The organism is Coleofasciculus sp. D1-CHI-01 (assembly GCF_040218875.1).
GTDB lineage: Bacteria > Cyanobacteriota > Cyanobacteriia > Cyanobacteriales > Coleofasciculaceae > Coleofasciculus.
Window position 1 is genome coordinate 1 of record NZ_JAVJQP010000026.1, and the last position, 25,624, is coordinate 25,624.

Consider the following 25,624-nt stretch of genomic DNA (forward strand, 5'->3'; position numbering starts at 1 on the left):
GATCGTATCGAAACGTCTAGTGATTGGCAAAAACTAATGGAAAATTTCGCACAGCCGTCTGTAGACTTGCAAAAACTAATGTAATAATTTGCACAGCCGTCTGTAAACTTGCAAAAACTTATGGAAAATGCTGCACAGCCGTCTGTAAACTTGCAAAAACTAATAGAAAATGCTGCACAACTATCTGTAGACTTGCAAAAACTAATGGAAAATGCACCGCCGCCTACATACTTAACAAAAATGAATGATAACCCAGAAGTTCAAGAGGAGGAAAACCCTAAGTCAGATATAGACAATTCGCCTGATAATTCTAAGCATTGAATCAAGACTTCCGCAGCTCGTTCGTTGGGATTGAGTTTGTTTAGGCTGGTATCGGGTGTGCGTAAGTCTAGGTGGTTAATCAGTAGCAGGTAGAGAATCGGGGACGTATCGGAGATAACGATCATTAATCAGGTAGTGACATTCTTGGTTCTTAACTGACGCAGGGTTTGGCGATCGCTTTCTAAATCGTCTTGGTTGTAGTGAAGGTAAGCCTGGTGGGTTTTGAGAAATTCATCAACTGCCCAACGGGAGGGGAGTTTGAGGAGTTGTCCAACCTGAAAGTGGGTAATGCGTTCGGTGCGGTAGGCTTCGATGACTAGGAGTTCGAGTAGATGACGCTGCAACTGATCGAGTGTTTCGGTTAGTTGCTCGGTGATTTCATCAGGGATATCGATTGTAATTTGCATCGTGACTCTCCTCAATATCTTATGCTAATCCGTTGTAGATTTGCTGTCACTGACTCGGTTTGTCAAACCCACACTCTCCACTAATCATAACTGCGTTCTAGGGCGATCACCCTTGCCTAAAATTCAATGCTCCAATAGTGCGATCACCCCACCTCAACCCGACAATCTTTAACCTATCAAGGCTTTACCGACATCAGAGCGCGATCGCTACCAATCTATTACCCTTAACATTGTCACCTTCGCAAACTCTCGATCAGCAGTCACCAAACTTGCTGAATTTTGGATTGCCATTGCTGCAATAACCGCATCCGGGAGTTTTAACCGATAGGAGGAGCGAATTTCAATAATTTTCTCTATCAACGCACCATTACCCGCTACTAAACCAACAATCTCCACACGCTGCAAAAACTGCTGGAAAAGCTGACGATCAGCTTCACTCAATCCAGAAAACGCCAAAAATTCAATTTGGCTGATTACCGAAACTCCTACCCAATCTGCATCTTGCAGTAATTGAATCAGTTGAGAATTGCCTTGCAGCAGAGCCACAATCGCATTTGTATCCAACAAGTAGCGATTACCATTCATCCCGTAGCGCCCTCTGCATCGCTACCTCATCTCCCTGCCACGTTAACCGTCCTACCAAATCGGAGAAATTATAACTGGATTTGTGATTATTATCTGGCAAGACTGGATGCAAAACAACGACAACATTTACCTCTCCAGCCGCTAAATCGGTTGGAACATTAATACTTAAATATCCGAGTTTATCAATCGTCGTCGTCAGTTTGAGGACTTCCATATTTTTACCCTCTATTTTTTACTCACATCGGCAAATCCCGCCGAGGATTAAACCGTTCAATTTCTAACAATTTCTGATACAGTTCTCGCGCTTCGGGACTTGGCGTTTTTGGCACCACAATTTGAATCTCGACTAACTGATCACCCCGTTCCCCCTCTATCGGATACCCTTTATTCGCGAGGCGTAATCGTTGACCTGACTGCACCCCCGCCGGAATATTCATTTTCACGCGCCCATCTAGAGTTGGTACGTCTACAGGCGTTCCCAATACCGCTTCGGCGGCTGTCACGGGTAACTGGCAAATAATATCTGACCCTCTCAGCTTAAAGAACGGATGGGGTGAAACCGTAATAATTAAAAATAAATCCCCACCAGCGATTCCCTGACCCCTGAGGCGTACTCGCTGATTCGTAACCATATTTCCGGGTAATTCAACTTCTAAAGATCGACCATCTTCCAGGCGAATTCGCTCAATTCCCCCGGTATAGGCTTTTTCTAACGGCAATGTTAATCGCGCCTCTACATTTTTCGGCTGGGCGCTAGAATTGGCTCTATAAGCTGTTTTCCGGGTTCCAGGACGAAACGAATCTGAGGACTCAACTCGCCCTCCTGTCCGTTCCGTTCCCATCCCAGGACGAGGCGGACGGCGTCCTAGAAGTTGTTCAACAAAGCTGTTAAAGTCACCAAACTCACTATAGTCCACTTCTTGGCTAGAAGTACGCCCCCGACCATTACGGGAGAAGGCGGTTCTGACTGGACTGGTTTTCGCCGCCTTACGGGTAAATCCTTTCTTCTTAAAGAAATTGCCAACCTGATCATACTGCGATCGCCTGCTTGGATCAGACAGAACTTCGTTGGCTTCGTTAATATCCTTAAACCGTTCCTCAGCCGCCTTATCCCCTGGATTCACATCCGGGTGATATTTACGGGCGAGTCGCCGAAATGCCTTTTTTATCTCATCATTGGATGCATCGGGGGTAACTCCTAAAATCTCGTAGTAATTCCGAAAGTTTTGCATTGTCGTTATTTGTCATTTGTCATTGGTCATTTGTCAAATAGTTCTTGCCCCTACACACCGGGCGGGTTTTGCTGCCAAGCTAGGGACGACAATCAATATTAGTCCCTAAACCCGCCCCTACACACCGGGCGGGTTTTGCCGCCAAGCTAGGGACAACAATCAATATTAGTCCCTAAACCCGCCCCTACACACCGGGCGGGTTTTGCCGCCAAGCTAGGGACAACAATCAATGTTAGTCCCTAAACCCGCCCCTACACACAGACGTGTGATGGCACGTTTCTACAGGATTTAAAACCAATCATCATCCTCTTCATCCCAATCATTTTCTAAAGGGGCGGAACGGACATCACGACGAGAATAACTTCTGGGTCTTTCGTAATCGCGTTGGCGACTGGATCGACCTGTCCCTACACCATAATCATACGGATCACGGGGTTCACGGGGTTCACGCCGTCTGGGTTCCCAATAAGCATCGTCTTCATCTTCTCCGGTGAAGACACGGCGAATTGAGCCAAAAAAGTCATCATCCTCATCTTCGGCGTAAGCTAACCGCACCTCCCGTTTGAGTTCATAGAGAGTATCTTGTAAATCTGACTGCGCCCGGTCAATCGCCCGATCATCATTTTGGGCGATCGCGTCTCGGAGTTCCAAGACTAGGGCTTCAATCCGCCGCCGATACGCACTGGCAAATTGGGTGCCAAAATCCAGGGTCACTTCCTTGAGTTGACGTTCCGCATCCGTCGCCATGGTTTCGGCGCGGTTGCGCTTCTCTACTCGTTCCCGACGTTGACGATCTAATTGGGCATTTTCCTCGGCGTCGCGAATCATCTGTTGCACTTGCGACTCATTTAGGGTCGATGCACCTTGGATTGTCACACTTTGCTCCCGTCCCGTGGTTTTATCCAGGGCGGTTACCTGTAAAATCCCATTGGCGTCAATATCAAACGCCACTTGCACTTGGGGAACGCCTCGGGGCGCAGGCGGAATTCCGGTCAGCTTAAACCGTCCCAGGGATTTGTTATCATTTGCCATTTCCCGTTCCCCTTGCAGAACATGAATTTCTACCAGGGTTTGATTATTTTCGCTGGTGGAAAAGATATCCGATCGCCGCACCGGGATAGTCGTATTCCGGGGAATCAGCTTTTTCATCACCCCACCAATGGTTTCCAATCCCATCGATAACGGCGTCACATCCAGCAACAGCACATCCTTGACTTCATTACTCAGGATACCCGCTTGAATCGCTGCGCCAACGGACACTACTTCATCGGGATTCACATTTTGATTCGGTTCTTTGTCAATCAAACTCCGCACCAATTGCTGAACTAAGGGAATCCGAGTCGAACCCCCAACCAAAACCACCTCATCAATTTGTACAGGCGTCAATCCCGCATCTTTGAAGGCGCGTTTCAGGGGACGACGTAAACGACTCACCAATTCCCCACACAATCCCTCAAACTGGGGACGAGTCAGTCGGGTTTCCAGATGCTTGGGTCCCTCGGCGGTAGCGGTGATAAAGGGTAAATTAATCTCCGTCACCCCCACCCCCGAAAGCTCAATCTTGGCTTTTTCAGCGGCTTCCATCAATCGCTGTAGTGCTTGGCGATCGCGGCGTAAATCCACGCCTTCGGTTTCGAGGAACTGTTCGGCTAGCCAATCGACGATTTTACGGTCAAAATCATTTCCCCCCAATTGAGTATCGCCACTGGTGGCTTTCACCTCAAATACCCCATCCCCCACATCTAGAATTGAAACATCAAACGTACCGCCGCCCAAATCAAAGACTAAAATCGTCTGACTATCTTCCCTTTCCAACCCATACGCTAAGGATGCTGCTGTGGGTTCATTGAGAATTCTCAGCACCTCCAACCCTGCAATTCGTCCCGCATCTCGCGTCGCTTGTCGTTGAGAATCATTAAAATAAGCGGGAACCGTAATTACCGCCCCCGTTACCTCTTCACCCAGATAGCGAGTCGCCTCATCCGCCAACTTCCGCAGTACCATCGCCGAAATCTCTTCCGGGAAAAATTCCTGCTTCAGGCGGGGACAGCGAATTTTAATCGCGTCTTCTGGATCACGGCGAATCGTATAGGGGACGCGCTTCGACTCAGGATTGAGTTCGCTATATCGCCGCCCTACAAAGCGCTTAATCCCATAAAACGTATTTTGGGGATTGAGAACCCCTTGACGGCGTGCCATTTGTCCGACTAAGCGTTCCCCCTCCTTGCTAAACGCCACCACAGAAGGGGTTGTTCGCATACCTTCTGCATTAGCAATGACAACCGGCTTGCCACCCTCCATGACGGCTACCACAGAGTTTGTTGTCCCTAGGTCAATGCCGACTACCTTGCCCATGCGTACTTTTGTCTCCTCTCGCTGTTAATGCCAAATCGCTATATACAATAGCTTTAGAGATTTTAATGGATAGTTGACCAGAGGCAGTGCGATCGCTGGTCATTTTACCCATTCTATCGTGAGGAAGAGGGGGAGCAATGTTCCAGACAGGATGCAAGAAGCGTCTGGGAGCAGAGGATCGTAGGTTGGGTCCTTGGAACGAAACCCAACCTACGATAGGTCTATCGTACCAAGGCGCGATCGCGTCGCTTTTCACTAGAATGGAGTATATAATTTGCCGTCTCACCTTGCAGGCGATCCCCATGGTACAAGCACTCTCCCAACCACTAACATTGCCAGAATTTCTGCAACTGCCAGAAACCAAACCCGCCAGTGAATATATCAATGGAGAAATCATCCAAAAGCCCATGCCAAAGGGACGATATAGCCGCTTGCAAGGAAAACTCTGCGCCACTATCAATCAAGTTGCAGAGGAGACAAAAATAGCCTATGCCTTCCCAGAATTAAGATGTAGTTTTGGTATACGATCCATTGTTCCAGATGTGGCAGTTTTTCAGTGGGAACGTATTCCCTTCACTGCTGAAGGTAACAGGCTGGTGGGCAATGCCCACCCTACTATATATCAAGGATTTTGGCGTTCCAAAACTGTTTATTTCAGTGCCATTAACCTTAACATAGACATAAGCAAAATCAAGCTGACCGATGGATTGGAGCAATAACAATGATCGCGATCGCGCAAAAACCCCTGACCTTTGAGGAATTTCTCAACTGGGATGACGGCTCCGGTAGGTCATTCGAGCTTGTCCAAGGAGTTGCTATGCCTCTCAGCGAACCCACAGCCAAACATGAAGACGTTGTTGATGGGCTTTGTCGTATCCTAATCAACCACTGCCAAGACTTGAATCTGCCTTATGTTCCCCGTCAGAGCAAACAAGTTCGCTTGAATAACGCCCCTGGTGAAAATGAGTCCAGTCGTAAAGCCGATATTGTCGTATTCGCCAAAGACGAATGGCAAAGAATGCGTCAAAGTTCAGCATCTGCGGCAGCATACATACCACCTCCCCTTTTGATTGAAGTTGTCAGCACCAATTGGCGGGACGATTACCGGATTAAATTGAATGAATACGAAACACTAGGAATCCCGGAGTACTGGATCGTCGATTATGCTGGACTCGGAGGCGTTCAATATATTGGCTCCCCTAAACAACCCACTGTAACCATCAATCGTTTAATTGACGATGAATACCAGGCAGTAAGATATCAAGGAGACGCGGCAATTCTGTCTCCTTTGTTTCCTCGGTTAGAACTAACAACACTTCAAATTGTGGCTATGACACAAGAGTAATCAGTTAAAATCCAAATCATCCTCTCAAGATGAGAGAACTAACTTTTCTGTGTAATCAGTGTCAATAAGTTCTCTTATGCCTACCTACATCTGGACAATAAATCCGTGAAATCAGTGTTTTGACCAATGACAAAATAATCTAAATCCAAGAACGGAACCACATTCGCAGTTGATGACCCTCAGGAGATAGAGGTAATCCTAAATAAATCGGCAACCAAAATACGAATGCCAACAGAATTAAACTGATAACCGTTATCGCCGCGATTTGCCAAGATTCTTGCTCTCGATGTAGCCAACGGTCAATCAGCCAAGCTAACCCTAACCCAGAAAACACAGAAGCTCCCATATAGTGGTATAAAAATGTACAGCGACTTACCCCAATCCAAGGGAGTAACTGAGCCAACCAGTTAAGACCTAAATAGAGACTAATATAATTCACAGTTGTGGGCGGAAAATATCCACGCATTCCTGACCAAAGACGCTGTAACAATAACAACAGTAACAATAAAATGGCTGCTGTTGATAACCACCAAAGGATAGGATTTCCCATCGCATGGACATCATAAACGACTTGACCATATCCCTTAGGTAACGGAGGGTAAGCTGGGACTTGTTCGCGGGTACTCTGGGCAGTTTGGTAAAAGTAAGCCACAGGTCGCAGCATAATTAGCCAAGTGTACCATTTAGAACAGTAGGGATGAACATCTGATCCGCTACCGATTTTTTCGTGAAACGTCAAAATTCTATAGTGGGCTTCCCAAAATCCGGGTTGGGGATTCATGATTAGGTGTGGAATCCAGAGTAAGCTATAGGTTAGTGCTGGAATTAAGGCAAAATTAACTAAAAATTGAATCCCGTTTAATTGAGTTAGATTAACTAAGGGAGTTTTAAGTGTTGAGTTTTGAGTGTTGACCCGGCGCTGCGCTGGAGGGCAGGGTTTGTAGGGGCGGGTTTCACAACTATCGTCTCTTTTTGACCCAGATGTAAATAAACCCGCCCCAACCCAATCACGACTATCGTCTCGTTTTGACCTAGATGTAAATAAACCCGCCCCAACTCCAAGTTTAAAGTTTGAACCCTCTCTTCTCCACTGAAGCAACCAAGCCATCCCCCACAGGAGATAAAGCCCGAATAAAAACCATAACCCATTCCATTTAATACAAGCCGATGCGCCGAAAAAAGCCCCCGACAATGCCAAAATTATCCAGTGTTTCGACTGAGATTGATTGAGTGCGATTAATAAACATAAATTCCCCAATAATCCCAAAATAACCAAATAGACATTATTCAGTGCGTAGCGAGACTCAACTAAAAATAGACCATCCGCCCCGGCTAACAAGGCGGCGATTAACGCATAGCTGCGACGCCGATTAAGCTGATAGGCAATTCCGGCGACAACTAAGGGGATAAACGAACCCGTGAGCGCATTCAGCCAACGGTAACTCCACGTCGATCGCAATGAACCCGCCAAACCATTCATGGACTGCTGATCCCAGGGAAAATGAGAACCCAGCCACATCCCGATCGCGATAATATATTGGCTCAAGGGCGGGTGGGCATTGAAAAACTCTGTTCCGGTTAAATAGTTATTGGCAAATTTGGCATAATAGACCTCATCGAATACCAGCGTATTAAATCGACCCAATCCCCAAAATCGGAGCAGGGCTGAGGCTAAAAAAATAGCGATTAATCCAAAATGGAACCAATAGTTTGATAAGATAGACAGTATTTTCTTAAAAATCATACAATACTAGTTAAATCGGGTTGGTCTCAGATCCCCGACTTCTTCAAGAAGTCGGGGATCTAGTCGGCTATCAGGGTATTTCAGGCGGCAATTATGAGTCATCATGATCCAAATCAGGAGCATTCCCATCCAGCCGAGTCTCATCCTAATCCGTCTGGACAACCACCGAGACAATCAGGTATTCTGGCTAAATTCTTTAAATTTGATCGATACCACACTACGATCCGCATAGAACTATTGGCAGGGTTCACCACCTTTATGACGATGGCTTATATCTTGGTGGTGAATCCGGGAATTTTATCCGATGCTATTTTTTTACAAGCATCAGGAGATTTGTTTAATGAATTGGTCATCGCCACAGCACTTTCTGCGGCAATTGCTACCCTAGTTATGGGATTGTGGGCGAATTACCCCCTTGCCCTTGCCCCCGGTATGGGACTTAATGCCTTTTTTACCTACTCGGTGGTATTGGGATTAGGCATCGACTGGCGGATTGCCCTTTCTGCTATCTTAATCGAAGGGTTGATTTTTATTGCCCTAACCCTGTCAAATGTTCGCCATTTAATCGTCAAAGCGATCCCCGATTGTCTGAAACGGGCAACGGCGGCTGGAATTGGTTTATTTATCGCCTATATTGCCTTAAGTGGGGCGGGAATTATCGCTGCTGATGCGGTGACAAAAACTAAATTAGGGGATTTGAGTCAACCTTCGACATTAATTGCGATCGCGGGTATCCTAATTACCTCGGCATTTGTCGCCCGTCGCCTCACCGGGGCGCTGCTATGGGGGATTTTGGCAACAGCGGCGCTAGCCTGGATTCTCGGTGTGTCTCCCTTACCCCAGGGGATTATCGGTATTCCTGAGTTACCTGTGGATTTAGTTGGGAGTGCGATCGCGGGATTGGGTAGAATCAATCAGGTGAATAGCTGGGATTTCCTGGCGGTGTTGTTTGTGTTTCTGTTTGTAGACTTATTTGACACCGTAGGTACCCTAACTGGGGTAGGAATGCAGGCGGGCTATATTAACGAACAAGGGGAATTGCCTAGGGCGAATCAAGCATTGATGGCGGATGCAGTCGGAACAACAGTAGGGGCAGTTTTGGGAACTTCGACAGTGACAACCTATATTGAGTCGGCTTCGGGGATTGCGGAAGGGGGGCGCACGGGATTTACGGCTGTTGTTGTCGCGGTTTTGTTTATAGGTTCGATATTTTTTATTCCGTTACTGTCAGGAATTCCAGCCTTTGCTACGACGCCAGCGTTGGTGATTGTGGGGGTATTAATGGCTGGGAATTTACGGGGGATTCACTGGGATGATCCGGCGGAGTCAATTCCTTCATTTTTAACGATTTTAATGATGCCGTTGACGTATTCGATTGCGGAAGGGTTGGCGATTGGATTGATTACTTATCCTTTAATTAAAGGGTTTCAGGGGAAAGGAAATGAAGTCGCGATCGCGGTGTGGGTTTTGGCGGGGATTTTTGTAGTGCGTTTTATCGTGATGGCGATGAATAGTGGTGGGTAAGCCCTGACTAAAGCCCTGAACTAAAGTTCGGGCTAAAAGCTAAAACCCGTTAAAACGGGTTAAAAGAATTACCCAATAAGCTTGATTCTTACTTTAGCTTAAAAGAAATTCCTTTTCTGGTGTCTAAGTTGGCGATATTTATCTTAAGTCAATAACATTCGTTTTAAGTCAATGATATGACAACTAACCAAGGACAAAGGATACATAACGAAGGACAAAGGAAATCAATTGTGGCTTAAGTGTAGCGCCAGTATGACCTGTGATAATCCAGAGGAGGGCGCGAATGCTGTCACGGAGAATACGCAGCCAGGATTCAGGGGGTTGGTTGGAGGGTACGGAGATGGGGGTGAAGGTGATGCTTTGGCTTCCGAGAACCAGAGTCGCGATCGCTTTGGCTCTAGGGATATGATAGTCTGAGGTAATTAGGTAGATATGTTGGATTTGGTGGCGTTTGAAGTCAGCCACGAGGGAGGTAAAATTGGTGACGGTATCGACGGCGCGATAGTCAAGATGAACGCGCTGGATCGGAATATTGGCGTTTTGGAAAATAGTATAAAGAACGTCTGGGGGCGAACCACTGGAAACCCAGATATCGAGGGAAGGGTGAGTTTGGGCAAATTGGGCGGTGAATCGTTCGCGATCGCGCCCACCGCCTAAGGTGAGAATAGCTTGGGGATGAGGGGATTGGTATTGTGCGATCGCCAGCCGCAGGGGGATGATACTTAGTAGGATCAGGATCAGGGTAGCACTGGTTAGACAGCATCTCCATTTAAATTGATGACGGCAGATTTTCACCAGACTATTTGTACTAGCGGGATAGGGGGAAATGTCACTGATTTGACGGCTGATCAATAATTACTGAGATGATCTGGCAAAGGTTTCCCCTCGATTATTGCAGTATAGACAGAAATCAGATTTTGAGCGATCACCTTCCAGGAATATCGATGACTCACCAAACGCTTACCATTCTCGCCTAGTTCATGGCGTAGATGAGGGGAGTTTAGCAAAGTCGCGATCGCATCAGCAAGAGTCTCAACATCTCCCTCCACAACTAACCCCGCTTTGGCTACGGCAATTTCGGGTGAAATTTGTACTCCTGGCGTAACAATCACGGGTAATCCCGCCGCCATAGCTTCGGCTACTGCTACTCCAAAATTTTCGGAAAAAGAGGGGAGGACAAAAATATCAGAACCTTGGAGGAGTAAGTTTTTGTCTTCACCCGTGACAAAACCAGCAAATGATGTGTATTTGGCTAAACCAAGAGAGGCGACTAATTTTTTTAGATGATTTACATAGTCGGCTTCACCTGAACCCGCTAATATCAGGTGAAAATCATAGTTTTGAACAGTGAGTTTGCTAAGGGCTTGGATTAACAAATCGGGACGCTTTTTATAGTGCAGGCGTGATAAAAATAGGACAATTTGTTTATGATTCGGTATTCTATAACGATGATGTAAATTCTGTTTAGCTTCGGGGCAATCTGGAAGTAAATTCACTCCTAGAGGTAAAGTAACGGTAGGAGTTTGAATGCCAAAGTTACGCACATCTTGGGCTTCACTAGCTGATGTGCAGTGAATAGCAGCAGCACGGTTGAGATTGCGACGCTCAATTAGGAAGGTGTATAGTTGTTTTTTGAACCGACTTTGTTCCAATGCCCAAGGGCTGAGTTGACCCATGGTACGAACGGTATAAGGAATTTGATACCAGCGAGCGATCACAGCAGCACAGGTGGAGGCGTAGGAGAAAAGATAATGGGTGTGTATGAGGTCATAGTCTTGAATGTGTTTCCATAGCCATTGCGTGAGCGCTGTGGAGAAGATAAACTCTTTTAGAGGTGGAGAAAATCGCGGCAGAAACCAGACAGGAACTTGTTCATATTCAATGCGTTTATTTAATGGCACATCTAAGAATGTTGCACCGTTGTCATTAGTGGTAACAATTTCAGCATCAATTCCACATTCTCGCAATGCTTGAACTAAGTTTAGTACAACTTGTGTAGGACCCCCTAAAGGTGGACTAACGGAGGGAATAACGTGTAAAACTCTCACCTATTGAACTCCCAGTTCCGTTGTTTGGAGTAATTCTGCCAAAGTTTGTTTAAAGCGCTCAAACCCATAGGTATCAATAACTTTCTGGCGCAACACTTCAGGTTGATATATGAGGGGGTGGGGATAGATACCCTGCACGATTTGAATGATGGTTTGGGTGATCTCACCTATATTATCAGGATCGACCAAGACACCCAATTCTCCTTGACAAAGTGCATCGATTGCCCCATCCTGATTACCACCGATGGTAGGCTTACCACAAGCTAGGGCTTCCAGGTAAACGATGCCAAAACCCTCGCCTTTGCTGGGCATAGCAAACACGTCACAAAGATTATAATGATCACACAATTCCTCATCAGGAACAAACCCAGTTAAGGTGACACAATCTTGGAGGTTGAGGTTGGTGATGAGTTGTTCAATGCGGGCGCGATCGCTTCCCTTGCCAACTAGGATATAGTGAACCTGGGGAATCTGACGCCGAATCTCTGGCAGTGCCTTAAGGATTTGAATATATCCTTTGTATCGTTTAGTACGATCCAATCTAGCAACTGTTAGAATAATGGGCTGATTAGCCGTCAGTCCATAATAGTTCAGAAGATGTTGAGGTTTGGGAGAAATTTTAAAGCGATTTAGGTCAAATGTGCATGGCAAAAGTAGAATTTTATTTGGGTCAAGATTTTGTTCTTTGAGGAGGCGAGCACGAGTGTAATTGCTGATTGAAAGAATGCGTTCTGCATGAGCTAGAGCAACTTTTAGGTTTTGACGCTCAATATTCCAGGCATCTATACCATAAACTATTACCCAGTAGGGAACACCAATGATACATTTCAACCAATAGGCAACTGGTGTGAAATTGAGATGACCTGATATGACTAAGTTAGGATGTCGTCCGAGTCCATATCCGAGAATTTTAGTTGCAAATATAAATGTCCGTAAAGGCAGTGACCAAGTACCAGAGCAGTCAAATCGGGTATCTCTTGAAAAAGATGCATCTGGAGAAGCACAAGTATCGTGTTTAAGGAAAACATGATAACTAACATTCATCCCTAATTGCTGTAATGCCTTTAGCAAAATAGCCAAGTATAATTGAATTCCACCTTTGAATTCAAACATATTTGGAAACCATAGATGAAATTCTTTATTTTTTACAGATTTATTCATGAGTAGATTTATTTAAATAATTTAACTCTGACTAGCTAACTATTTCGCTTCAGTAAAATCTCTTGCACACTACTTGCCAATCTTTTGTGATATAAGTCCCAAGTAAGTTCTTCAGCTCTATGACGAGCGGCTCGTCCCATATCAGCTAACTCTTGGGCATGGCTATAGCACCATTCTAGCTTTTCTTTGAGCGCTTCTACATTCCTAATCGGTATAATGAAACCTTCAACACCATCTCTAAGGATATCAGAACTAGCTGTATTAGTTGTGGCAATCACTGGTATACCACAAGCCATTGCCTCTAGAAGCACTAGCCCGAAACCTTCTACCAGCGATGGAAAAACCAGGATACTCGCAGAACTATAGTATTCATTCAATGAAGTATGAGGTACTGAGGGAATATAGCGAAAGAAATCACTGTACTGAGCGAGCCAATCTTTTGGAAATTCGTTAATCCCAACTAACAATAACTCAGCATCAGGTAGTTGCAACTCTCGCCAAGCATTCAATAAATAGTGAACGCCCTTGCGAGGACCTACACGCCCCACAAATAAGGCTCGGAATAGGTACTCATTTTTGGGTTTTGGTTGGAAATATTCAATTGGCGCACCATAGGGAATAACACTGATATTTTCATGTTTTACACCAACCTCTAGTAATGATTTTTTAGTTAATGAAGATGCTACAAATATATGATCAGCTAGGCAGACTTCCTGCTCCTTACGCTCAATTTTCCAAGAAGGCTCCTGAATTGCTCGAAATGCAGGTGCTAACTCTGGAAATCGTTCAGTTTCTTCTAATTGGATAGCTCGGCTCAGACGGTAAAAGGGAATAGGCAAATCGTATAAACAGAGGATACCCCTTTGCTTGGCAGTTTGGAAAGTGGTAGCTGCACCATCTTCGTAGGCGTAGACAGCATCAAGGTGTTGTAAATGATACTGAGCAACGTGGCGATCTAGGGAAGCATAAACCCAATCGATAGGTCCTTGTCGCCCAAAACCTAAACGTTGACTCAGACCGGCTTTTACCAGTGCTACCCGTAGAACTTCTTGCCAGGGATGAGTTCGTATTGGTACTCCATGAGGAGGAATCCAAGTACGCCGTTCCAGTTCACGAACAATGCAGTTACTCATTTTTGAGGGTAATAGGTTTAAGAAGCGATTGAGAGGTGTTTGTGGATTATAAGCAGTAGTGGTAATAATTTCATGGAGCAAGTCTACCTTTGACAGGGCAAGGGCAGCATTGCGGGAAAATGGATTACTGGTAGGGTGAATCAGGGAAATACGCGGTTGGGACATTTTGCTTTAACAGATATTGTTGCCAATTCTCGATTTGTTCCAGTCGAGGTAACAGAAAAATAAAGCTACTGAGAAACCAATAGTAGACTGAAAAGGTATGATGAAAAACAAGCTGACCATTGAGCTGGAGAACATGGATAAGGAAGGCTGCAAGAGCTAACTCCTGTAGACAAGGTCTTTGTAGTTTGCAGAATACAAGCCAAAGCTCAACAAGCAAGCTAATTCTTAGTCCATACCAAAGGATAAAACCAATGGGACCGAGTTCTAGAGCAACTCGTCCCATTTCCGATTCGTAATAGGTGGGAATAAATTCACCGCTTGGCAAATCAAAAACTCTGCGAAGTGCAGGCGTAGCTTGATGGGTTGAACCTGTGCCATAGCCATCTATTTGTTTATATTGCATAAACTCAAAGGGTTCTATGAAACTACCGACAATACGTGCAGGTATGTCCTTATTTGATGTTGTGCGTAACCAAAAAGCTTCGATAGCTGGCTGAAACCAGATAGCAGCGGCTAGAGTCACAATAACACTTGGAACTATAAGTTTTTGTATTAAACGCAGCACTTTCGTCGGTTGAACTAATCCCTTAGCCATTAGATAGCAAACTAAAAATAAAATGATAGCAATCACTACGCCGCGAGAACCAGTCATAAAAGCATTAATGATAACTAAAAATAGTTCAGCAATTGATAGCCATCTCCATAAATTTATCTGGCTAATGTTAAGCAAAGGAATTAGCAAACCAAAACAAAATAAGAGATAGACAGAGTAACCACTGAGGTAAGAAAAAGTTCCGGTTACTCGGGTAGCAGATGTTACTCCAAATGTAGCGACATCTGCTACTTCTCCAGGAGCGTAGACATTCAGTGGACTTGAAGCAGGACTAAAAAATTGAGCTATTCCCAATAGACCTACAGGAATGACTAGCAATAAAAAATAACGCAAAAAATTATAGAGTTCGTCTTTTGATTGAAATAAATTTGGTATTATCCACATCAAAGGAATATAAAAAATGTAACCCCTTAATCCAAATAATCCTACAATAGGGGAACCTAAACTTGGATTTAACCCTTGAAAAATACACCAGCCTGACACTAATACAATTAAGATATTAATAATTTTATTTTTTGTTTTTAATTTCCTCTTTTTTATTAAAAATGTAGAATAATTAATATAAACAGTAAAAAGAATAATATCTTTCAAAAAATAAATCAAGTCGCTTACATCTGGTAACAACCATTTTCGGATTGCTCCTTCAAGCACCGAAATCACTAACACAGTCTTAACCGCCCGACGCCAGTCAAGAAATGAGATATAAATTATGCCCACAAGAGCCAGCAGACCAATTAGCTGTTGCACGAAATTGCCCTCTCAAAGACTTGTAAATATTCTTTTGCTACTACTGCCTTTTTATGATAATACAAATGGGATTCTGATTTTTCCCTATAAGTTGATAATTTATCAAGATTGGTCAATAGTTCCACTAGAACTTGAGTTAATGCTTTTACATCACCATTTGGGAAAGTCATACCGCAAAGACCGATTGCATCTTTGAGTCCTCCTTGCTCAGAACCGATAACCACGCAACCGCAGGCAATTCCCTCAAGTGCCACAACTCCGAAAGGTTCTTGCCAACGAGATGGTATTACTAAAATCTTATGAGCATTGAGTAACTGAGCTAACTCATGTTCAACTTTTACTCCCAAGAAATCGATTTGCTCAACGATATCTAATTGTTTAACCTGTTGGTGTAGTTTAGGTGCTTCTGGACCACTGCCTATAATTGATAATCTAGGAGTTAGTCCCCGATGTTTGAGACTAGCCAAGGCATCTAGAAGCAAATCTACTCCCTTGTCAGATACTAATCTTCCCAAAAATATAAGTTCTTTGTCACGAGTAATTTCCGGCATTTCATAAAATATTTCTTCCTGATAAGGATTGGGAATTACTGTCGATGGAGTGGACACATGATCAGCTACAGCCTGACTGACTGAAATTCCCGTTGCAAATCGAATAAGAAAATGCTTTAAATAGTCCTGCAAACCTAAACTGCAATCTGATCGAGTATACCAATTATTATGGGCAACAATCCAGGGTTTTGGGTTCAGCAACAATGGCCAAATTCCTTTGAGACTAATGTTTGGCTGAAAATAGACATCGCACCAATGAGCGAGTAATAATAGTTTTTTGGGATTAGGTTTTCGTATTACTTCAAACGGCAATAATTTAGAGTTTTTTGCTGGTATTTTGGAAACTAATTTAACTTCATTTCCCTGATTGACAAACTCATGAGCCAGAATAAAAACCACTGTTTCTAAACCACCAATACTTGGATAAAATAAGGGTGAATAGATAAGAATTTTCATACTATTCAAATAGAACTCTTTTTATGTAATGTTAATCATAGCTAAGCTGGTTGGCATTTAAACTAACCTAATAGAATAGAAAAATCCTCAACTATTATACCTCCCTCTTTGCAGTAAACTGAATAAGTAATTGAAAATGCGTTACAAGTTAGCGTTATAGAGTGAGTTCCATCCTCTCTTCTGTAGACGATAAATAGCTCGTTCAGGCTCCAGTGTTGCCAGGTAGTTTACTGGTTCCCAATACTGCTGTGTAATCTGCCTCATTGGGGATTTCAGCCATGGCTTCCATAATCCCTTAGTGATTCTAAAGATGACATATCCATACTTTTCTAAGAATTGAGTGACCTGAGTAGGATAATTATTGTGTTCTTCAAAGATGATGTCACGGATCTTATAATTTTTGAGTAAATTAATTGCACCTTCTAGTACTTCAAGCTCATGACCTTCAACATCAATCTTCATAATTCCTAGTTTTTCTTGTGTATCTGCGATTTTATCTAAGGTTGATAACTCCACTAAATCGGCATGGATTGCTTCATCTTTATTAACAAAACCCTGAGATAGTTTAATATATGCTGTCCCTCTGTTATTAATAAAATTTTTTGGTCTGACGAGTGTTCCTTCACCAATTTTATTAGAAAGTGCTAATCGATAAGATCGGATATGATTCCAGTTTAGACTAACTTGCCAATTCTTGATATTTTCAGATAATTGTTTATAGATATCTGCCTGTGGCTCAAAACACCATACTTTGCCTTGTTGTCCAACTTTTTTTGCCATAATACTGGTCATATAGCCAATATTAGCACCAACATCAATGGCAATTTCACCTTGATCAATGAGTCTCCAAAGAACTTCAGTTACACTCAATTCATAGATACCAACTGTCCATAGTGATCTTCCAATCACTTCGTGAGGGCAGACTTTTATTTCTACATCCCACGGTAGATAAACATATTCAAAATTATCGGTATTTTTTTTTTGTGAATGTAAAATTCGACGATATATTTGAAGGGGTCTAAAAATATATTCTGGTCGCTTAATATAATTAATTAATTTCATATATTTAATGTAAATCGAGAACATGAGTTCGCCTTTTACTTTCTCAATAAAACCAGAGTTTTTTGCCATTTTTCTAGATTTAAATTATCATTTGGTATAGCCGCAAAATTGAATTCACAAGAGCGGAAATTTTCATCTATTTTTGACCCAAGTCTTGATTTTATACTGTCAAAGCTTTCTAAATAAAATAATTTATAATTAAAATTTAGCATTAATTTAAAAAGTTCTGACCTACTTGTTCCAGATGACATCAATGCTTTATCATTACATTCAATCATAAAAGCAGGTCGTATACAACCCAGTAATGACGTTGAACCTTTGATAATAAATGTCTCAAATCCTTCACAATCAATTTTTATTAAACTGGGCTTAAGCTTATATTGCTTGACAAGTTCATCTAGAGTTGTTGTGTGGACTCTATTAGATAAATGGTCAACTTTAATTGCTTGCTGCCATGGTTCTCGTCCCGGTTTATCCGGAATAAAATAATTCTCATTAGAGCTAGCGGCGAGAACAGCTTTTACTAGAGTAACATTTTTTATCCCCAAAATATCAAAATTTTCTTGGCACAACTGTGCTGTCGCCTCATTTCCTTCTACAGCCAGAATATGATTAAGGGAACAAGCTTGAGCAAGCACAGCAGAAAAGTAACCTATATTAGCTCCACAATCGATAATTGATTGATCTGAACCTCCAACTTCAATCCAAGAACGACACCACTTCATTTCAATTTTTTCATGCCCTTTGCAAACATAGAGGACATGAGAAAAAGCATTTCCCTTTCGTGAAATAAACCAAATCTTATCCTCAATCTCCCAAATATAATATCCTCTTCCTAAATAACATCGAAGCTGTGAATATTTTTGTTTGATTTTCCAGTGAATGGCATCGATTAATTTGTTCATAGAATTTTAATTTTATAATTCTTAAAAACGGTATTTATTAAAATTATTCGCTGATTTAGAGATTTCTTAGCTCGTTGGTCATGAAATGACAAGAAAATAAGTATTAAAAATTCTAAGCAATGTCTCAAAAATAACATCAGTTTTATAGTAGCTATCCAATTCCCCCTATGTTTGAGTAGCAAACCAAACCTTGCCTGATGAAAGTCAATGACTCGGTTTCCTGACCAGGCAGAGGATTGATTTCGGTTGTCGTGAATAACTCCAGGTATGTCTAAAACAGCTACACGCCACCCCTTTTCGTAAGCCCTCCAACACCAATCAGAATCGCAATCTGAATAAGGAAATTTGACTGTATCCATGCCGCCGATAGATTGCCATGCTGAATATTTTACCAAGAGCGGACTCGTAAAAACAATATCACAAAAACTCCAGCGGTAATCTGCAAAGTGATACCACTGCTTAATAGGCATATTGTCTAGACCTAGCGCCTGAGATAGTTGCTGCCCAACAAGGAACGCTAAAGGTGTCGGAAAGCAGTGACCAAAACCCGTCTTTTGTCCATCATATCGTTCAACTGTAAAGCCAACAGCCGCTAACTGCTCTTCAGTTTCAAGAAGTTTTACAGCAATCGATAAAGCGATCTCATTAGTCATTAAATTATCTGTCTCAAAAAAGAAGCACCACTTGAGTTTTGGGAATTGTTGGGCAGCAAATTGTACAGAGTGATTACAGCCTACACTAAATGAATGTTCCATATCTCTTCCAGGATGCAGACAAATAATCTGTATGTCTTGACTGTATCCTGAAAAGTTTTCAATAAACTCAACACTACCGTCTGTCGAACCCGCCTCAAAAACGATAATCGCTGACCGTATCGGAGTATGCTCAAGGACTTGACTCACAGAAAGAAGCGCCTCGCGCAACAGGGGTAATCTGTTAAACGAGTTCATAATGACAACCAGTTCAGTTTTAGCTTGCCCGGAATTCAACGGCTTTTGCTTAGTCATTAAGAATTAACAATATAGGTGGCAAAGATTTTCGCTTGTACAGATAAGTTATGGTTTTGATACCAAGTATAGGCGTTATTAGCGATCACCTGAACTTTATTCTGCAATCCCTTTGCCTGTCCATTAGGAATCCAGTAATGTTTTTCTGATTCTATTCCATCGACGGGTAAGGTAGTACAGCAGATATTAACAGGTAGCATACCATGAGCGCAGTAAGCAGCAAAAATAGTTGATTTTGACAGAAAGTCGGGACTGTAATCCAAAAATCCTGCTAAGGAGTGTGACAGAATAGTGGTAATTACGGATGCAGATTGCTGTCCTATTTCCACTATTGGTACTCCATTCACTGGAGATAAAGTGAGTCCCGTTGCTGCTCCAATATCTACGACTTCCTTAATTTTTAGCATCTTACAAGTTCGACTTAATACGGCTAGCGAATGTTGATAAATCCTTAATCTTCTATTACGCCCTCCAAACACAACTAAACGCCTCTGACGCTTGGCTAAGGGGAGCAAGTTTTTTGCTTCCCCTACATTGGAAAAGACAGGTATGGCAGAAATGTGGGTATGTTGGCTTTTGCTTAGCTTGTGCAGAATATCTCCATAGAGTTGTTTGCTGGTGATAGCCCGATCGCTCAACCTCGCCAAACATGCTACTAAGTTTCTTTGCCATGGCGATAACCAAAAGGCACTTGTCCAGGGTAGTCCAGAAGCATAAAGTTCATGGAACATGGTCACTAAATGGTGATTGGCATTTGCGGTTCGCCAACGTTGCAATCCATCTACTAACCAGAATGGACAACCCCGAGTGGCATAGCCGTAACCAACATAGTGTAACAGAACTGTACTTTTATCGCTTGGCAACAATGATAACAGATTATTAGCAGAACGTTCAGTTATTTTGCTTATAAGAAATCCTTCAATTTCTGAGTTTCCTGTCCAAGTGGGATCGCCAACCAAAAAAAGGGTGGTAATGTCAAAATCTTTACGGAGTTGGCAAGCGAGATTAAGGGCATAATCTCCTACACCGTCAATTGCTGGGAGCAGGCGAGGGACAATTTGGATAATTACCATTAGTTTGTAGTTTTCCAATGAAACTTGAATTTGTCAATTTAATTTATCTACTGGTCATCAAATCTGTGTAAAGCAAAATCATACAAATGTAAATCGAGCATATGAGTTCGCCTCAAAGTTTGAAGTGTTTCCCCGTCTAGATCTGAAACTTTTGGTCTGTCCTTTGTCTTTCTATAGGCAACTGTATCGACCGTTTGTTTCCAATCAAATCGTTTGTGAAAAAGTTCCAGAGATTCTGGGAGTTTCTCTACAATTCCCCAAATATAATGGTTGATTAAATGGCTTTTTGCTTTTTTGAGAATAAAATCATCCAAACTCTTTGTATGTCTAATAGAATATAATTTTTCGCTGAAGTAACCAGCAATGAATCTAGTTTGTATATTTTGAAATCTTCTATTTTCATAAAACTGCTTCAGTGTTAACGAGTCTACATAATCTCGAAACGGATGCTTGTACATATTTATGTCTACTTCTTTAATTGAATAGTAATAGGAAACCGCTCGTTCAAGAGGGTCTCTGAGAAAAGTGATATATTGTATTGGCTTGTTCGTAAAGTGGTGAAATCCATAAGGAATATGACCTGAGAAAAAATAGTATTTATATTTATTAGTAAAAATAAAACTTTTGAAACCTGCACATCTTAAACAACATTCAGATGGCAAGCTATGAGCAATAACTTTATTCAGCAAAAAAGTGCCTGCGGTTTTCGGTATATGAGTAAAAACTATCAATTTATTATCATTAAAGATATTCATAAAGTTCAAGTTCCACCTTGGCTATTTTCTCGGCAGCTTCAACTTCTCTTGGATCACGTCGTTGGTAACTTCCAATTGAACGGTTACTAGCCTGTTTTAATTTTTTTTGCAGTCTATTATTCATTGTACAGCCCAGAAATTTTACCACAATTTCTCCGTACTTTAGTGGCTCATTTACAAAATCTTCATACTTTAGCCACAAAACCCGATCACTAGCAATGATCTCCGGACGGGAAAAAAAATCATGACAACGACGAACTATCTCTTTCCACATCCAGATTGCTCGTACATACGGAGTACAAGCAATAAATTCCTCTTCCCTTCCCTCCTCAACCCACCAAGGTACGTAACGATGATCATAGGGGCGACCCAAGGGCATTTCTGCTGTGCGTAAGTCTTTCAATTTTTCATCAGTCAGTATATTATAACTGCGAACAAGCGAGTTAGCACAATCTCGACCATCTCGGTAGATGTGAATGATTCGACAATTGGGGAGAGATTCATAGGTAAATTCTGGAGAAAATCCCAAAAAAGGCTCTTTGTAAATTAGACGTTCAACCTTTCGCCTACGCTGTATCGCCTGAATCAATTCGTTGATATGGGTACTTCCTTTTAGCCATTTGTATAAGACTAACCATTGACTGTTAGTCGCACTATTTAAGTAGTTGAGTAATGAATGTTCAAATCCAAACGCCAAAACTTGTTTGAGTGGTTCAGTTAAAGGAAAATTAATGATATGAGGAATAGAAACAGGTAAATGAGAGCCGGAAATGCATTCGGAATTTGGCAAAGCTTCAAGTCCTCTAATCAGAAATGTAGTTCCTGAACGAGGGCAACCCAATACTATGGAATAATTTACATTCAATGGGCAATTGTCTTTCGGTTTTTTGGGGATTTTCCGATTCATGTACAATCTCTATTAATCGAGTTGGATAAAATTGTTTACTTTATTGGATCATAAGATAAGAAAACTCTTAATTACGACAAAAATAGACATTCGTAAAAAGTAAATGCTTTGTTCAAAAACTTCTTTTATTTCATAAAAGTTTAATTGACGGACGGAAGTTAATGCTGTCATAACAGTGCGGATAAAGCTCTTTATAAAAAAGCGATAATTGAGGTGTGTGAATTGATCGGGGTGAATTGATAAGTATAGCAAAACTGATTCTTGGCGCTTTTTTAGCTGTTTCCAGTTTCCTTTATAGCGCCAAGGGTGACAAACAGCCGCTTCTTTGACAAAAATAAATTTATGTTTACTTTTTGTAATTCTTAGTCGCAAATCTACGTCTTCCATCGCTGCGTAGGGGAATCGCTCATCAAAACCGCCTAAAAATTCAAATAACTGCCTATGAATAGCAAAATTGCATGACCAGAGATACCCTCCTGATTCATTGACGGGTGCGGTTTCTCCAAAGCTGCGTCTAGGACGTTCCACGTAGACTCGCCCTTCAAAAACTAAGCAAGCTGTCTGAGCAGCTATCGCTTTCCGATAAGCTTCTAACCATTGAGGATCAGGCAAACAGTCATCATCTGTGAAAACTAGCCATTCTCCCTGAGTATACTTAGCCCCATTGTTTCGGTTACAAGCAGGTCCTAAACTTGAACCTGCCACCCATTTTGCCCAAGTATAGTACTTTAGTACTATTTTTTCCGCAGTTGCGTGAGAACCATCATCAGTGATAATTACTTCGTATTGATCGGCTGACAAAGTCTGCCTTCCAGGCGCTAGGCAATCAAGACACTTTACCAACAAGTCATTGCGGTGATATGTTGGTATTACAACTGAAAAAAAAGGACTTAAGGGCATGCTAATAGGGAGTTGGGTATTGAAGAATACATATATCTTGTAATTTTGAGGTTCCACTCGTAATAAGTCAACTATAGCAATCCTATTTAGGTTGTGGCAATTTTCAAAATGAAACCCTTGCTATACCTTGGTTTCGAGCATTTCGCTTGTTGCATCCTATTTAGGATTGCTATATAAACTAAGTTGACTCTTATGTGTATATACAATTGGAAAGCCTAGAGGCAGGAAAGAAGAATGGCAGAAATAAGAGGAACAGGTACACTATGGGGTACCCCAAGGGATGACTCAATAATTGCTGATCCCGGTGATTCTGATGATATACTAATTGGTCTAGCCGGAGCAGATACTATGGTTGGGGGCGATGGTGATGATATATATAACGTCAGCGATGTCGGTGATGTGGTCATTGAAGAATCCAACCAAGGTACTGACCTTGTTATTGTTATTAATGCTCCAGCCAATGGCTATAAACTAGGTAACAACCTAGAAAATGTAAGAGGTGGGAGCAGTAACGCTCTTAAAGGTAATGCACTTGATAACGTTATCATCGGTGGTCAAGCTTACATCGAAGGTGGTGCAGGCAATGATACTATGCGTCCTGCGAGTCAGACAGCCGTGGTGAATGGAGGCGAAGGTGATGACTTCTATATTGACCTGGCTCCTACTAACACTGTATTTGATAGTGGTGGAATAGATACGGTTCGGATTGGTGGAGATGGCTTTCCCGGTAGTAACACGACAAGCTATACTCTACCTGATTCAATCGAGAACCTGCTTCTCTGGTTTAACGCCAACGAAGGCATCGGCAACAATCAAGACAACCAAATTACGGCAAATGCTGGCATCAACAGTACCCTGGCAGGATTGGTGGGTGATGATATTCTCATCGGCAATACTGGCAACGACACCTTAACTGGGGGCAATGATAATGACCGTCTTGAAGGTGGTGATGGCGATGACGAACTCGTGGGAGACAGAGGCGATGGTTTTGGAATTCAAGGGAATGATACTCTCATCGGAGGTGCTGGTGAGGATACTCTCATTGGCGAAGGTGGTGATGATGAGCTAGATGGGGGAACTGAAGATGATAGCCTCAATGGCGGGAGTGGCAACGACAATCTAGTTGGTGGCGATGGCGATGATATCCTTGACGGAGGGAGGGGAATTGACAACCTTGAAGGCAATAGTGGTTTGGATACTCTCAACGGCGGCGGTGGCGATGATGTGATACGTGGGGGGGCGGGAGATGACATCCTCGACGGCGGGAATGGAAATGATGAGCTAGATGGGGGTGAGAATAATGACCAACTCTCCGGTAGCTTTGGCGATGATTTCTTGGTCGGCGGTGAGGGAAATGATACCTTAAGCGGTCACCAAGTAGGTGCTAGACAAACTGGCGATACTGATACCTTGACAGGCAATGGTGGAGTAGATAGGTTCATCGTGGGGCAAACTGGCTTTGAAATATACTATGCAGGAGTTGGTCAGGCAAATATAACAGACTTTGAAGCTGGTACAGATGAGATTCAGCTAGCAGATCGAGGATCAGGGTTAGATGACTATGATTTTATTAGTGCGGGAGGAAGTGTTATTAATATAGTTTTGAGTTTTAGACAATCGGATATAATCGCCTCGGTCGATATTGCCAGCGGCACTTTTGATCCGATGGTAGATATAGTTTTCTAAAGATAGCCAGATGTAGAACTTGACTGGATTGTGTATTATAGAACTTCAGACACTAGACCTTTTCGGCATAAGTTTCCCACTATTTCCGAAAACTGAGGGAGCCAGGGCATTATTTTTACTGGTGAGTTATCTCTGCCAGCCTAGTCGAGTGGTTTTTATCACAAAATAGAGCTGTATATATAGGGCTTGCTGCATGAGGTTGGAATGTAGACAAGATTTGGGTTTTATATCATGTCCGGCAAATCACCCATAATATAAATCGGAATGTAAGGGTTTCAACCTTAGCCCAAGCGAAAGTGATACAACAGCGATAACTATCACACCACATCTCAAACTTAGGATGTGCGATCGCGTCCCTGACAGGTGATATCGCATCCAGTGAATGCCGCTTATTGTGTCGATGCACGTTTAGTGTCCTAACCGTTGTGGCGGTTGCTATACTGCACCCAAGCTTTAGCCTTATACCGCAATGGTTTGAGCGCGATTGTAAATAAGTACAGTAATTAAAAAATCGCGCCAAGCCGCACAGTGAGGCCGTGCAAGACTTTTGGCTTGGCGGAACTTCAGATTAAGGGTGAGGTTGTTTAAGTGGTTTTGATATGAGCCAAAACTGTGATCGGGCAGCCATGATCTGAGAAGGTGAAATACGAAGAGCGATCACACGCCGACGGATGATTCCAAACCGTGATTGGCAGTTTATCGTAAGCTCTGGTATGCCAGCCAGCTTGATCAACAACTAAGATTACCTGCTTTTTCCTACCGATGTTAAAGTGTTGCGCGAAATCTGCCAACACTTTGTTAAATATAGCGCTACGCGCTGGCGTATTTACACTCTAGAATAGAGTAAGTTGAGATAGGACACAGATAAGTTCTGATGGCGATCGCATATAGTCAAGAGCTGCGTGTACGAGCGCTATACCTGGTCAAAGGGGGAATGTCAAT

23 protein-coding genes and 1 pseudogene are annotated in these 25,624 nt (G+C 42.7%); 5 read left to right on the forward strand and 19 right to left on the reverse strand.

Features of this window, described 5'->3' with window-relative positions; translation table 11 throughout:
• Positions 1 to 120: 120 nt before the first annotated feature.
• Complete coding sequence (locus RIB93_RS04625; RefSeq protein WP_446370738.1) at positions 121 to 321, forward strand: hypothetical protein; 201 nt, start codon at positions 121 to 123, stop codon at positions 319 to 321.
• A gap of 128 nt (positions 322 to 449) precedes the next feature.
• Here the strand turns inward: RIB93_RS04625 and RIB93_RS04630 are convergent, their stop codons facing one another.
• The 5 genes from RIB93_RS04630 to dnaK form a co-directional block, all read right to left on the reverse strand.
• Positions 450 to 728 (reverse strand): UPF0175 family protein, encoded by a 279-nt coding sequence (locus RIB93_RS04630; protein ID WP_446370740.1) that lies wholly within the window; start codon positions 726 to 728, stop codon positions 450 to 452.
• 207 nt (positions 729 to 935) lie between these two features.
• A complete protein-coding gene (locus tag RIB93_RS04635; protein WP_446370742.1) occupies positions 936 to 1,313 on the reverse strand; it encodes a type II toxin-antitoxin system VapC family toxin in 378 nt (125 codons plus the stop codon).
• On the reverse strand, positions 1,303 to 1,527 hold the full coding sequence (locus RIB93_RS04640; protein WP_446370744.1) for a hypothetical protein: 225 nt from the start codon (positions 1,525 to 1,527) through the stop codon (positions 1,303 to 1,305). The genes RIB93_RS04635 and RIB93_RS04640 overlap by 11 nt, the downstream gene beginning before the upstream one ends.
• Positions 1,528 to 1,549: 22 nt before the next feature.
• Entirely contained in the window at positions 1,550 to 2,545 is a 996-nt protein-coding gene (locus tag RIB93_RS04645; RefSeq protein WP_446370746.1) for a DnaJ C-terminal domain-containing protein, read from the reverse strand.
• A 288-nt stretch (positions 2,546 to 2,833) separates the two neighbouring features.
• Positions 2,834 to 4,900 (reverse strand): molecular chaperone DnaK, encoded by a 2,067-nt coding sequence (gene dnaK / locus RIB93_RS04650; RefSeq protein ID WP_446370748.1) that lies wholly within the window; start codon positions 4,898 to 4,900, stop codon positions 2,834 to 2,836.
• A gap of 302 nt (positions 4,901 to 5,202) precedes the next feature.
• Here dnaK and RIB93_RS04655 point away from each other — a divergent pair.
• Positions 5,203 to 5,487, forward strand: a pseudogene (locus tag RIB93_RS04655) (Uma2 family endonuclease); the annotation flags it as partial.
• A 134-nt stretch (positions 5,488 to 5,621) separates the two neighbouring features.
• Positions 5,622 to 6,245, forward strand: a complete 624-nt coding sequence (locus tag RIB93_RS04660) for a Uma2 family endonuclease (protein WP_446370750.1) — start codon at positions 5,622 to 5,624, stop codon at positions 6,243 to 6,245.
• A gap of 139 nt (positions 6,246 to 6,384) precedes the next feature.
• Here RIB93_RS04660 and RIB93_RS04665 read toward each other — a convergent pair whose 3' ends face one another.
• Entirely contained in the window at positions 6,385 to 7,989 is a 1,605-nt protein-coding gene (locus RIB93_RS04665; RefSeq protein WP_446370752.1) for a dolichyl-phosphate-mannose--protein mannosyltransferase, read from the reverse strand.
• 93 nt (positions 7,990 to 8,082) lie between these two features.
• Here RIB93_RS04665 and RIB93_RS04670 point away from each other — a divergent pair, with 93 nt between their 5' ends.
• Positions 8,083 to 9,513 (forward strand): NCS2 family permease, encoded by a 1,431-nt coding sequence (locus tag RIB93_RS04670; RefSeq protein ID WP_446370754.1) that lies wholly within the window; start codon positions 8,083 to 8,085, stop codon positions 9,511 to 9,513.
• A 183-nt stretch (positions 9,514 to 9,696) separates the two neighbouring features.
• Here the strand turns inward: RIB93_RS04670 and RIB93_RS04675 are convergent, their stop codons facing one another.
• The 13 genes from RIB93_RS04675 to RIB93_RS04735 all read right to left on the reverse strand — a co-directional run bounded on the left by RIB93_RS04675 (position 9,697) and on the right by RIB93_RS04735 (position 23,053).
• Entirely contained in the window at positions 9,697 to 10,302 is a 606-nt protein-coding gene (locus tag RIB93_RS04675; protein ID WP_446370782.1) for a YdcF family protein, read from the reverse strand.
• Between the two features lie 59 nt (positions 10,303 to 10,361).
• Positions 10,362 to 11,561, reverse strand: coding sequence for a glycosyltransferase (locus tag RIB93_RS04680; protein ID WP_446370756.1), 1,200 nt, complete (start codon positions 11,559 to 11,561; stop codon positions 10,362 to 10,364).
• A complete protein-coding gene (locus RIB93_RS04685; RefSeq protein ID WP_446370758.1) occupies positions 11,562 to 12,674 on the reverse strand; it encodes a glycosyltransferase in 1,113 nt (370 codons plus the stop codon).
• Between the two features lie 83 nt (positions 12,675 to 12,757).
• A complete protein-coding gene (locus RIB93_RS04690; protein ID WP_446370760.1) occupies positions 12,758 to 14,020 on the reverse strand; it encodes a glycosyltransferase family 4 protein in 1,263 nt (420 codons plus the stop codon).
• Entirely contained in the window at positions 13,980 to 15,380 is a 1,401-nt protein-coding gene (locus RIB93_RS04695; RefSeq protein ID WP_446370762.1) for a hypothetical protein, read from the reverse strand. Before RIB93_RS04695 ends, RIB93_RS04690 begins: the two co-directional genes overlap by 41 nt.
• A complete protein-coding gene (locus tag RIB93_RS04700; protein WP_446370764.1) occupies positions 15,368 to 16,387 on the reverse strand; it encodes a glycosyltransferase family 4 protein in 1,020 nt (339 codons plus the stop codon). The genes RIB93_RS04695 and RIB93_RS04700 overlap by 13 nt, the downstream gene beginning before the upstream one ends.
• A gap of 141 nt (positions 16,388 to 16,528) precedes the next feature.
• Entirely contained in the window at positions 16,529 to 17,518 is a 990-nt protein-coding gene (locus tag RIB93_RS04705) for an FkbM family methyltransferase (protein ID WP_446370766.1), read from the reverse strand.
• Positions 17,485 to 18,354, reverse strand: a complete 870-nt coding sequence (locus tag RIB93_RS04710) for an FkbM family methyltransferase (protein ID WP_446370768.1) — start codon at positions 18,352 to 18,354, stop codon at positions 17,485 to 17,487. The genes RIB93_RS04705 and RIB93_RS04710 overlap by 34 nt, the downstream gene beginning before the upstream one ends.
• Positions 18,351 to 19,361: a glycosyltransferase gene (locus RIB93_RS04715; RefSeq protein ID WP_446370770.1), complete on the reverse strand. Its 1,011-nt coding sequence runs from the start codon at positions 19,359 to 19,361 to the stop codon at positions 18,351 to 18,353. Before RIB93_RS04715 ends, RIB93_RS04710 begins: the two co-directional genes overlap by 4 nt.
• Positions 19,361 to 20,434 carry a glycosyltransferase family 1 protein gene (locus tag RIB93_RS04720; RefSeq protein ID WP_446370772.1) on the reverse strand — a complete coding sequence of 358 codons (1,074 nt, stop codon included), beginning with the start codon at positions 20,432 to 20,434 and terminating at the stop codon, positions 19,361 to 19,363. Before RIB93_RS04720 ends, RIB93_RS04715 begins: the two co-directional genes overlap by 1 nt.
• A 47-nt stretch (positions 20,435 to 20,481) precedes the next feature.
• Complete coding sequence (locus RIB93_RS04725; protein WP_446370774.1) at positions 20,482 to 21,189, reverse strand: hypothetical protein; 708 nt, start codon at positions 21,187 to 21,189, stop codon at positions 20,482 to 20,484.
• On the reverse strand, positions 21,176 to 22,096 hold the full coding sequence (locus tag RIB93_RS04730; protein ID WP_446370776.1) for a sulfotransferase: 921 nt from the start codon (positions 22,094 to 22,096) through the stop codon (positions 21,176 to 21,178). The genes RIB93_RS04725 and RIB93_RS04730 overlap by 14 nt, the downstream gene beginning before the upstream one ends.
• Positions 22,097 to 22,144: 48 nt before the next feature.
• Positions 22,145 to 23,053, reverse strand: a complete 909-nt coding sequence (locus RIB93_RS04735) for a glycosyltransferase family 2 protein (protein ID WP_446370778.1) — start codon at positions 23,051 to 23,053, stop codon at positions 22,145 to 22,147.
• A gap of 177 nt (positions 23,054 to 23,230) precedes the next feature.
• Between RIB93_RS04735 and RIB93_RS04740 the strand changes: the two genes are divergently transcribed.
• On the forward strand, positions 23,231 to 24,682 hold the full coding sequence (locus RIB93_RS04740; RefSeq protein ID WP_446370780.1) for a calcium-binding protein: 1,452 nt from the start codon (positions 23,231 to 23,233) through the stop codon (positions 24,680 to 24,682).
• Positions 24,683 to 25,624: the final 942 nt, after the last annotated feature.